At 41.5% G+C, this 12280-nt stretch carries 7 protein-coding genes; all 7 read right to left on the bottom strand.

Annotated elements, in window-relative coordinates; all coding sequences use genetic code 11:
• Positions 1–44 precede the first annotated feature (44 nt).
• The 7 genes from HFD85_RS16095 to HFD85_RS16065 all read right to left on the bottom strand — a co-directional run bounded on the left by HFD85_RS16095 (position 45) and on the right by HFD85_RS16065 (position 12266).
• Positions 45–1127, bottom strand: coding sequence for a glycoside hydrolase family 43 protein (locus HFD85_RS16095; RefSeq protein WP_167612158.1), 1083 nt, complete (start codon positions 1125–1127; stop codon positions 45–47).
• A 5-nt stretch (positions 1128–1132) separates the two neighbouring features.
• Positions 1133–2206: a glycoside hydrolase family 43 protein gene (locus tag HFD85_RS16090; RefSeq protein ID WP_167612155.1), complete on the bottom strand. Its 1074-nt coding sequence runs from the start codon at positions 2204–2206 to the stop codon at positions 1133–1135.
• A gap of 489 nt (positions 2207–2695) precedes the next feature.
• The gene (locus tag HFD85_RS16085; protein ID WP_167612152.1) at positions 2696–3691 is read right to left on the bottom strand and encodes a DUF4097 family beta strand repeat-containing protein; all 996 of its coding nucleotides are present in this window, start codon (positions 3689–3691) and stop codon (positions 2696–2698) included.
• Between the two features lie 102 nt (positions 3692–3793).
• Positions 3794–6136 (bottom strand): ABC transporter permease, encoded by a 2343-nt coding sequence (locus HFD85_RS16080; RefSeq protein WP_167612149.1) that lies wholly within the window; start codon positions 6134–6136, stop codon positions 3794–3796.
• 112 nt (positions 6137–6248) lie between these two features.
• Positions 6249–8615 carry an FtsX-like permease family protein gene (locus HFD85_RS16075; protein ID WP_167612146.1) on the bottom strand — a complete coding sequence of 789 codons (2367 nt, stop codon included), beginning with the start codon at positions 8613–8615 and terminating at the stop codon, positions 6249–6251.
• Positions 8616–8662: 47 nt separating this feature from the next.
• Positions 8663–9736, bottom strand: a complete 1074-nt coding sequence (locus HFD85_RS16070) for an ABC transporter permease (RefSeq protein ID WP_167612144.1) — start codon at positions 9734–9736, stop codon at positions 8663–8665.
• 181 nt (positions 9737–9917) lie between these two features.
• Positions 9918–12266 carry an ABC transporter permease gene (locus tag HFD85_RS16065; protein WP_167612141.1) on the bottom strand — a complete coding sequence of 783 codons (2349 nt, stop codon included), beginning with the start codon at positions 12264–12266 and terminating at the stop codon, positions 9918–9920.
• Positions 12267–12280 lie beyond the last annotated feature (14 nt).

Below are 12280 nucleotides of genomic sequence, written 5' to 3'. Positions count from 1 at the left end.
ATGGTTTAGTTGGTCGAATTTACAAATTACAACTGACTCTTTACCTAATTCTCTTTGGTTGTTGGCCCATGAACGATCAATTTTCCGTTGGCATCGATTTCCATCGGGTCGATAAAGACCACACGCTCATCTCCGGTTTTTGAAGTTCTTCCGTGATACACACAGAGCATGGTTTCACCATCAGGCGCCACAGTTACTGAATTATGCCCGGTACCGGTTACAACACCGCCCTGTTCCACATTTTTCTGTAATACCGGGTTATTATCGGCTTTTTTGAAAGGCCCGAGCGGTGAATCAGAAGTTGCATATCCTACGGCGTAGTTTTTCCCTCCAAAGTAGTTGGCTGAATACATGATGTAATAGGTATCTTCGTTTTTAAAGATGTACGAACCTTCTGTCCAGCGGCGGTTTACTTCGCCTGAAGTTACTGAACGACTCTCCCACTCGGCTTGTTCATCATCCATCTTAAGCGGTGGACGCAACAATAATTCCGGTTCTCCGATTATTCCTGAAAAATCAGGTTGAAGCTCCACGCCATACACCCAGCTTTCTTCAATCTCGTTGAACATTCCTTTTTCGCGAGCCCAATCGGCCACTTCACTTTCAACCGGATTTTTGTAGCAGCAACGCGAATAATACAAGTACGTTTTCCCATCTTCAAACCAAAGATTTCCGTCGATAACCGGATATCCCGGGTCAAAAATCGGACGATCCATCAGATCGGTGTATGGCCCGGTGGGATTATCGGAAACAGCCACACCGATGCGGAAGTTTTCGAGTTCGTTGGTGGGATTCTCGCGCCAGTCGGCACTAAACAGCAGGTAAAACTTACCATCTTTTTCGTACAATTCAGGAGCCCAGAAATTGGCAACATTCCACGAATCATCGGTATTCCCCTGGTAAATTCGTCCTTCGTCTTTCCAGTTTTTCAGATCGGAAGACGAATACATTTTAAAGCCGTCTTTTACGCCGCCGGTCCCGATCATATAATAAATCCCGTCTGATGCTTTCAAAATGTAGGGATCACCAAATTCAACGGGGATAGGATTTTCAGCCTGAAATTTATTCGGAGTACAGGCTGCCATGAAAAGCATAAGCACGAAAAACAAAAAATAATTCTTTTTCATATCAATTAGTTACTGTTAATTAGTTTTTCAACATCAATTTCTCCTGAAGGCCGTTTCAAAGATTCGCCGGCTTTTACGGCTTCTCCGAAGTCAGGCGTTCCATCGGCATTCCAGGTAAAGGGCTGCATGCGCACATCCCTGTCCCAACCTGGTTCGGTACTTTTTTTCGAATGGTAAATGATCCAATCCTCGGTTCCGTCGGGCGATTTTACAAACGATACATGACCCACGCCGTTTACCGAGTTGTTTCCTTCGAAAACCGGGCCTTTTTTTATCCAGCTTTTCGGATCAAGCGGATCGGCATCCTGACTTTTCAACTGCAACATTCCCTGGCGGTATTCTTTTAACCACGATTCACGACAAGAATAGACGATAAAAACCTGATCGTTCCGCATTAAAATCTGCGGGCCTTCATTCAGGTTAAGCGGGCCTCCGGTTTCCCAGCTTTTTTCGGGCGACGAAAGCAATACCCTTTTACCTTTTAAAGTATAAGGATTCTCCATTTCCTGAATATACAAGTGTTGTGGAGTTGCATCGGTATCCATTTGCTCGAGCCAACCCGACCAAACCGCATACAATTTCCCGCCGTGTTTGAAGACAGTCATATCAATGGCCCAGATATTTTTTGAAATGTCGCTGGGATCGTCGCCGGTATTCAGCATTCCCATATCTTCATAATCGCTATAAACATTATCGTTTGACGAGCGCAAAACCCCTGTTCGCTGATGAATAAAAGGTGGTCCCGATTCTCCTGCAGCATAATAAACGTACCAGTGCCCGTCGATAAAATGTATCTCGGGAGCCCATACACAGTTACTGTTCCAACCCGTTGATGGCGCTTTCCAAATGAATTTTGCCTCAGCTCTTTTGGTCATCAATTTAGAACTTGAAACAGCAATTCCATTGTTACTCGAATAGCAGTAAATATAATCGTCGCCCTGTTTTACCATCCACGGATCGGCACCATTCCAAACCGGATTGGTAAACGTGTCTTTAACTCCATCTTTTGGAAGTTCTTGGCTTTTGCTACAAGCAAAAAATGCGACTGTAATGAATATGGTTAAGAATCCTTTTAACATTTAATTTTCTTTAATGAACCGTACTTTAATGTGCTGTTAAAATAGTGGTTTATTAGCAGACTTTAGCCTTAAATTATTTCCCACTACTGTTTACCAAACTAATGCATGGCGCCAAATAATGTTGATGCTCAACCAAATGAGGGGTAAAAAAATAATCGTCAATTTTCATTATATCGTCGCCTTTTCTAATTACTAAATCAAATGTGCCGATATGAATTTTCCGTTCGACTTCCCATATTTCCCCACACCAAATAATCTAAAGATTAAAGATACTTTTCTGATTTGAAATTTTTATGTTAATGGTTCTAATGACTCTGAACATTGAAATTTCATAAAGCCTCCACGCCTTCTGCAGAATCTACCAACTGGTTGCAGAACGCTGGAGGCCAATGATAAAAATATGCCAGCTTCGCAAAAATAAAAGCCCGGCAATCTTAATACTGCCGGGCTTTCCCTTCTCTTTAATGTTATCAATAAATTTATTGTATTTTATTCATAGCTTACGTTTACATTACCACCCGATGAATGGATATAAACAGGAATTCCACCGTTGTTCATGGTTCCGTTGACACGATTTTTTTCTGCTTTCCCTGAAAAATTCTGAAGTTCAATATTTACACGGTCCGATCGTAAATCCAGGTCCATGCCCAGATCACGGCCACCATGAATTACAGCATCCACGCCACCACCGCTCGATTGAAGGTGTAACTCTTTTGATAAATTACTGATGTCAACACGCACCGAACCACCACTGGAACTCGCCTTAACATAGGCACACTCACCGGAAACACGCACGCCACCGCCGCTGCTTGAAGCATCCACATCGCCATGAACATTCGATACGGTTACTCCTCCGCCCGAACTGTGGGCGTTAATACGGCCATTTGCATCGGTAACAGTAACACCGCCACCACTCGAGCTCAAACGAATATCTCCGTTTTGGTTGGTAGCTGTAACGCCGCCACCTGAAGACCGGGCTTCGGTTGAACCACTAACATTTTCCAGCTTTACGCCGCCGCCACTACTCGAGAATTTATGTGTTCCTTCCACACCATATACTTTCACTCCGCCGCCACTTGAATGAACATCGCACGACATTTCCCGGGGAACGAGTATGGTTAATGAAATACCGACGTTGTTCCAGAAATTCATTCGCGACTTGCGCTCGACTTTGGCGGTTACAACAGAACCACTTTTTGAAAAATCGATGTCAAACGCTTCCAGTACCTCCTCCATCATTTCGTCGGACGACGATAAAACTTTACCATTCTTTCTAACAAAAGCCTGAATTTCAACTTTTGGCTCATCGTGTGTTTTTACAACTACTCCACCACCCGACGAAGATGCTTTTAGCGTGCCGGGCTGGTTCATATCGAAAACCTTAACAATTGTAGGTTCATCATCTTTCGAAAATACATTCAATGAAAGCAATGCCATCAGCATTACCAGCATCGGATACTTTTTAAAATTCATCAGGGTATTCATAGTCATTTCTTTTGGTTAATTAAGTTGATAGCTATAAGACGCTTAAGTTTCCGAAGAGTTACAATTAATTTGCATGAGTATATGAAAACTGACTATCGTGTTTTATTCGTACCTGAGTGCTTTTACAGGATTAAGTTGCGATGCCCTGATTGCCTGGTAACCACTCGACACCAAAGTTACCAGCAGCGATATTCCCAGAACAATAGCCACATCCACAACATGAAAGTGGTATTTGAAATGCCCTGGTGTAACATTCTCGAGTAAACGCCCAACCGGAAAAGAAATAATATTGGCTGCTACTACAAAAAGTACAAACTGCCGGGTTATCAACGGAAGGATCTGTCCGGCCTGCGCTCCCTGTACTTTTCTTATCCCGATTTCCTTTATTCTGCGTTGCGAGGCAAAAACAACCAGGCCAAACAGTCCCATGGCTGCGATGATTACCGCCAGCATGGTAAAAAAGGCAAAGGTATTTTTTGCATTGGTCCAGATTCTTAGAGCTACCCGATCGGCGCCGGCATCAAAACCTTCCACTTCGAATAAAATGTTCGGAAATATATCCTTTAAAACAGCATCGATCTGAGCCAGACTCTGTTCTTTTGCTGCAGGATTAATTTTAAAAGTTAAATCATTATAGCTCCCAAATCCAACTTCGCGCTTAATTAAAACATACGGCCTTATGGGGTTGTGAACATCTTCAATATTGAAATCCTTGATTACACCTACTACCGTACGTTTTTTCCCCTCAATGTCAATCCATTTTCCAAGTGGATCAGTCCAGCCGTAACGTTGAACAGCTGCTTCGTTTATCAAACACGAATTCTGATCGGAAAGAAAATCATCCGAAAAACTTCGGCCCTGAAGGATTTGCATTCCCATGGTGTTGATGTAACTGGCAGAGGCACTGTTCCACCGGGCATGTGAAAAATCATCCGTTGGCCCGTCTTCATATTTGATTCCTGTTCCCCAGTTGGAATGGAGGGGGGAATTAATAGAAATGGCCACATCTTCAATTCCCGGGTATCTTAAAATTCTTTCCCTGAACTGCTCAAAAGTTATATCCGATTTCAATTCAGGCAGGGAACAATACAAAAGATCATCTTTCACAAAACCAAGGTCTTTCTTTTTCATATAATCCACCTGCCGGTACATCCACAAACTTGATGAGATAAGCACAACGGACAAAATGAACTGGAAATAGACCATTGCCTGCAAACCTGTAATCCGGCCCATTCGATACGATGTCCGGCTCTTAAGCACTGCAACCGGTTTAAAGGCAGAGATCACCAAAGCGGGATAACTTCCTCCCAGAAAACCGGTAAGTAAAACAGTGAGTAACAGAAACAGTATGAATAAAGGTTTCTGAAACAGTTCCAGTTCGATATGACGATTTACAACATTATTAAACAAAGGCAAAAGAAGGTAGGAAAGCGCAATGGCCCCCACCAACGCAATACCTGACAATACAATAGCTTCGGCCAAAAATTGCAGACGTATCATGTTACGGTTACTTCCGGAAACTTTGCGTACACCTATCTCAACAGAGCGAAGTGTAGAGAACGATGTGGTAAGGTTCATAAAACTTACGCAAGCTAGCAACAGGGTTAGTATTCCGATAAACGAATAGAAATAAATGACGGATCCCCGGTCGTCGCGCGGGCCCTGGTTCAAATGCAATTTCGATAAAGGACGGAGATACACTACCTGTTTGGCATTCTCATCGAAATCATTCAGTACATTTTGAATCTTGCTGTTAACGGTTTCAGCCAAAACATTGGGTTTAAGTAGTACCATGCATCGAAATGAGGAATTGTACCAGTTGTCGCCCAGATCGCGAAGCAAGGCTTCGTTAGAACGGAAGTAAGTGGCCTCAATTGACGACTGCTCCGGAATGTCCTTCATTATTCCGGTTACCCGAAGTTTGTTTTTCTGATTATCGAGCAAGATTTTCCCCATGGGATCTTCGCCGGGGAAGTATTTCTGAGCCATTGTTTCGCTCAATACAACAGCATCAACATCGTCGAGTACAGTATTTTTATCACCACGGATCAGTTCGTAAGAAAACATATCGAAAATGGCCGACGGGGCAAAATAACCGTCAGGTTCGTAATATACATGCTCCTCATCGGGCGAAAGGTATTCGCCCCAGATTTCTCGAAGTATTATGGCATTTTCAACTTCAGGAACATTATCGCGCAGGTATTTGGCAAAAGGTACAACAGTTTGGTTAATGTCATCCATCCTGTCGCCTATCCGGTACGACTGTACTCTGTAAATACGGTCGAAATGCTCGTTGAATTTGTCGTAGTCTTTCTCGTATTGAATATAACGGGTGACTAAAATAAAGGCTGCCAATCCCAGCGAAAGACACATGATCTGTATAAATGACAGTGTTTTCCTCCTTTGGATATTTCGCCATGCTATTGTTAAAAAATGTCTGATCATTTGTTCTTCTGTTTTCGGTTCGACTAATTTCAACTATTGCTTAGTTTTTAAATTCATGTTATCACTCATATCTGAGTGTCTCCAACAAGACTATTCTGTCAGGATTATCGGCTTACTCATACCTTAAAGCCTCAACAGGATTCCGTGTTGCAGCCCGCCAACTCTGCCAGCTTACAGTTAGTAAAGCAATTCCCAGCGCCAGCACTCCGGCCAATGCAAAAATCCACCAGCTTAAATTGGTTTTCAAAGCAAAACCTTCGAGCCAGCGGTTTAACGCATACCACGAAATCGGCACCGCAATCACAAACGAAATGGCTACCCAACGTAAAAAATCACTGTTTAGCAAGGCAATTACTTCGCCTACTTTTGCACCGTTTACTTTCCTTACTCCAATTTCTTTAATCCGACGCGAGATGGCGTAGGATGAGAGGGCAAACAAACCGATACAGGAAAGTACAATGGCCACCAGCGAAAACCAGGTAATTATTTGTTTAATTTTTTCATATTCCCTGTATTGTTCATTCAGTTTATCCTCTGCAAAAAAGAAAGATAATGCAGACTCCGGCTGGGTAGTTTTCCATTCATTTTTGAGTAATTCAACCACCTGCAGACTGGTTCCCGGTTTCGATTTGACACACAGGTAACTCCAATTGGTATAATTTTCCTGTTCGGTAAAAATATGTGCAACCGGTTGCATTTCATACTGTGCTCCCTGATAAGCAAAATCCTCCACTTCTCCGATAATTTTGTTTGCAGTACCCGTTCTGACGCTTTCGTGAAGAATCTGATCTCCCACACTTCCGTAGCCCAGAGTTTCCATGGCTTTTTTATTTAAAACCAGGTTTCTCTCGTAATTTCGTGTTTCATCCGAAAATCCTTCTCCATCAAGCAGTTTAATTCCAAAGGTTTTGAAATAGTTTCTTCCTACATATGCTTTGCGAAGGTGAATACTTTCAACATCACTTCCTCCTTCAGTATAAAAGGTATTATAGTTATGGTTGTAATTTCCGGGAGTGCATTGCGAAAAGCAAACTGATTCGACAAACGGGCTTGATTCCAAATCCTCGGCAATTCGCTTATATTTTAGCGATGCAGCCTCTAAATCTTTAAACTCCCAGCCACTCAATTCGGCCACCACCACATTTTCCTTATCAAATTTGGGATCCTGGTTTATCATAAACCGAATCTGCTTTTGTACCAAAAAAGTACCTGAAATAAGCGCTATTGCAATTGCAAACTGCACAACAACAAGCGAGTATTTCGACATTCCGACTTTCCCATTTTTAATTGCCTGACCGCGTAAACTATCCATCGACCCCATTCGAGCTAAATACACTGCGGGTATGGTTCCCGAAAGCAAGCCCACCAAAAGCCAGATAAAAACAAGAACCGGCATCAAAAGCCTGTTTTGTGTGAAGCTAAAATGGAGCCGGGTATCGTACAACTGGTTAAACTGAGGAAGAAAGATATTAGCGAGAAGCACTCCGAGTAAAAGAGCAATAAAACTGACCATTAACGATTCTGTCATGATTTGGCGAATCAGAAAACCTTTTCCTGCTCCAACCACTTTTTTCACACCTATCTCTTTTGTTCGCCCCAGCGAATTGGTGATTGTCAGGTTGATGAAGTTTACCATTGCAATACTTAAAATCCCAATTGCAATTACTCCAAGAATGATAATGAGCGTCCGGTTTGATTCCTGTTCGGAATGATAATTTTTAAACGCAAGCAAATTCATTTCGGGTTTCTTATTCTCGCCTGTTAAAAAATTTGCTTCGGCAATTTGCTGCATTTTATCGTATATACTTTCCGGCTTTGTCCCGCTTTTTAGCAAAACATAAGTCATTGAGAATGTGTTGTACCAGTCGTGCACCTGTTTTACCCAGGGAGAGATAGATTCCCCGGTTTCATACGATGTAACAATGTCGAATTTTACCGAAGAATTATCGGGAATATCCACAACACCGTTCACGGTCAGGTAATTATTGCCGAATTGCACTTGCAACTTTTTCCCGATAGCCGACTCATTCCCGAAAAAACGCTCCGCAAAATCTTTACTTACAACTGCGTTATACTTTTCTTTAATATGATCACCGGTACCCTTTTCAATAAAGGGAAAAGAAAATACCGAGAAAAATCCCGTATCAACATAATGAACGTTTTCAGGTGAAGCTACGTCTTCGTAAGCAAGTCGGTATCCGTCCCAGTCAAAAATCCGGGTTCCGTTCTCAACTTCCGGAATCTGCTTAAGCATTTCAGCCAGCAACAAGCCTTTTGTTTGCTCTCCCTTCCCTTCACGTACACGATAAATATTCTCGAGATTCTTATTAAAATGATTGTAAGTAAAATCGTTATACACGTAAATGAAAAGAATTAAAAAAGCCGCTATTCCGATTCCAAGCCCCAGAATATTGATCAGGAGATAGCTTTTCTTTTTTAGTAAAAAACGGATGCTGTTTTTAAAATGCAAAAAATTCATCGATCTATATTTTGCTAGGTTTCACTTTTAAACTTTACAACTCAAAATTATTCGTATCGGAGTGCTTCAACCGGATTGCTCACGGCCACTTTCAAAACATGATAACTAATTGTTATGAATGCGATTATAGCTACCAAACCAATTGCTACCACGAATTCGCTTATTCCCAATGGTTCTTTATACGCACCCGGCATCGTTTTGTATATGTAAACTGCGGCCGGACAACCTACCAAAACGGCAAAGCCAAGCATGCCAATCACTTCAGTAGAGAGCTGCCAGTAAACGGATGACACTGAACTTCCCAACACTTTTCGGACGCCAATTTCTTTTGTCCGGCGTTTAATGGTGAACAGGATCAATCCGAACAAACCAATGGTGGAAATAAGCAGTGTAACTACAGCAAAGAACAAAAACATGCGCTTCATCGACTGCCAAAACGGAATGGCCTCATCCAAATAAAAAGCTACACTAAAATCCTTGAATTCAAAAGGATCGTTTGGAAAGATCGTTTCAAGCTCGCTGGTTACTATGGCCCTCGCTTTTTGTTCGTCGCCGTTAAAACGTACACTTAACAAGGTTGAACCCGAAATTATATTGCTATTCAGAAACATCACGTAGGTTGGTATCGGATTGTGAACCGAATAAGGGTGAAAATCCTTTACAACACCGATAACCGGGAAAGATCTTCCCTCTAATGTAACCTGCTTGCCGATTGAAAATATGTCGAAGATGGAATTCTCACTCCAGTAACCGTTAAGTTCGTACAACTGGCTGCCGTTGGGAAGCGTAAAAAATTGCCCCGAACCTTTCGCCCCTCCTGAAACCTCACGCATCAGTAATACCTTATCAACCTCCGGCACATCTTCCATCAGGTGAAAACGATAAGCCGCAGGGCTGTAAGTACAGAAGTTCGTAGGATAAGAATCTTCCTGTTTGGTCTGAACACGGTAGATTCGATCGTAATTGGTGTTGAATTTATCGTAGTTGATCTCATAACTGATCATCACGCTAAATAAAATGAACACCGCGAATCCGATAATTAGATTAGTAAGGTTGATCGCCGTAAAAACCAAATTATGACGGATATTCCGAAGAATGTTAAGGAAAAAATGCTTAATCATTGTCTTGGGTTTTAATAATCCTCAATTTGTTATTCTATCTCATTTAGTTGTATATGTTTGCTGCAACATCGCAGTATATTTTCATTGCTTAAAGTTTCCTTTCCGTTGCTCAGTCTTAAGTTTTGTTACTCATACCGAAGAGCTTCAATCCCGATGCTTCGATCGGGATCTCTGCTCTCCTCTATTCATATCGGAGAGCTTCGACAGGATTTCGCGTAGCCGCTCTCCAGCTTTGCCAGCTAACCGTTAACAAGGCTATTCCCAGGGCAAGTTTTCCGGCCAGTGCAAAAATCCACCAGCTCAAGTTGGTTTTGTATGCAAAGTTTTCAAGCCATCGATTCATGGCATAATACGCAACAGGTGTGGCAATTACAAAAGCAATTAATACCCATTTCACAAAGTCTTTATTCAACATTGAAAGGATTTCCGAGACCTTAGCTCCGTTTACTTTACGGATGCCGATTTCTTTTATCCGGCGTTGGCTGGCAAAAATCGACATGGCAAGAATTCCCATCGCACAAATAATAACTGCACTTATAGAAAACAATGAAAACGTCCGTCGAAAACGAACTTCAGATTCGTACATATTTTTAACTGCTGAATCAAGAAAACTTACCTCAACAGGAAATGCCGGGGAGATCTGTGAGGCAACTTGGTTAATTTTTTTCAGTGTTGAAGAAAGTGAATTAAAATCGCCTGCCTGAATAGTTGCCAAACCATAGGAAGCATAACCCTGATTAATAATCGCAAGAGGACCAATCGCATTTTCAACTGATTTAAAGTGAAAATCCTTCATTACCCCGATTATTTCATAATCGAAATTATTATTCATTTCGAAGGTTCCGCCAACGGGATTCTCAATATTAAATTCCTTCAAAAATGTTTCGTTAACAATTACCTTATTCTTATCCTTTTCAGAGGCGTCGGAATAAAGCCGCCCTTGCACTATTTCAAGGTTCATAATCGAAAAGAATTCGGCATCGGCACTAAAAGTTGTAAAATGGACTTCGTGTTCCTGTCCATCCAGCTTTAACCTGGTTCCCCAACTCGACAATTGTTTTCCCGGATAAAACTGAGACATCGACACATTTTGCACTTCCGGTATTTTCTCAAATTCATCTTTGATAATGTTTTTATCCAACTGCGGAGTAAGTTTAACCGCTATGGTATTCTCCTGGTTGAAAACAAGATTGTTGCTTCCAAATTCAACTTGTTTGTAGATAAGCGTTGTAAATGCAATCAACACAATCGAAATCACATATTGCAGCGTAATCAATCCGTTTCGCAAATACGTTTTTTTTGAATTTTGATCGACTGATCTTTTAAGATTATTAACGGCCTTTGACGACGAAATACTAAAGCCGGGAATCAAACTTAAAATAAGGCTAAAAACCAGAGTTGCTGTAAATAGAATGCTTAATAGTTTCGGGCTGGAAATAAGTTTTGTACTGAATTGAATGCCGGTATAGCTTTGAATAATTGGAGTAATTCCGGCCATTATAACCAGGGCTAAAATTACGGCGGCTATAAACACAAGAAAAGTTTCGCTCAGCACTTTCCTGAAAATGATGATCCGCGTTGCTCCGATAACCTTTAAAACACCTGTTTGTTTTATCCTTTCCATCCATTGCGACGACGAGATGTTTATAAAGTTCACCAATGCAATAATCAGAATAAGTACGGCTACGAATAGCAGAATTAAAGCTTTGGTTTTGTCTCCCATGCTAACATGATGAGCTCCGAATGTTTGCAAATTTGAGAAATAGACATCTTTCAATTTTATCAAATGAATCTCCTCAACCCACTTTTGAAATTCTTTAGGAAATACCGAAAAAATGGTTTTGGCCACCTGCGTCGGATCGGCATTTTCGCCTAACAGCAAGTAGGTTTGAAAATTAGACCAGCCCCATTCTTTAAATTCTCCTTCGCTTGGCTGAAGGATTTTGCGGGTTTCGATTGAAGTAAGGGCACTAAAATTGAGAAAGGAATTTCCGGTTGGTTTTTCAATAACTGCCGATACTGTTAACAGTTTTTCGTTGTTATATTTTATTGTTTCTCCAAGAGCGGAATTACGTCCAAAAAGTTTATTCGCCAGCGGTTTGGTAATTACCACCGACATGGGATTATTCAACGCAGCAGCACAATCTCCTTCAACGGTTTTGTAATTAAAAAAGCTGAAAAAATCAGGATCTGAAAAGATAAGGTCGGAGGTAATCGGCTCCCCGTTCTCTGTTTGAAAAACCGGAGCTTGCCAAGTGCCTGCTACTCGAATGGATGCTTCCACTCCCGGAACTTCCATATCGATATGTGGTTTTAATATGGCCGGAGTGTTCATTCCTGCGCCCGGTTTACCAATCAGGTAAATCCGGTCTCCACCTGCATGGTGCGTATCGGTTGTTAATTCGTTATAGCAATAAACCGACAATATGATTACGAATACTAAACTTATCGCTAAACCAAACAAATTGATCAGGTTAATCGCTGGTTTGCGAATAAAATTTCTGATTATTGGTTTTAATGTGTTTTTCATCGCTAGATGCATAT

The sequence above is a fragment of the Maribellus sediminis genome, assembly GCF_011799805.1.
Lineage (GTDB): Bacteria > Bacteroidota > Bacteroidia > Bacteroidales > Prolixibacteraceae > Draconibacterium > Draconibacterium sediminis_A.
The sequence above is the reverse complement of the archived record's forward strand: the minus strand, read 5'-3'. Positions and strand labels throughout refer to the sequence as shown.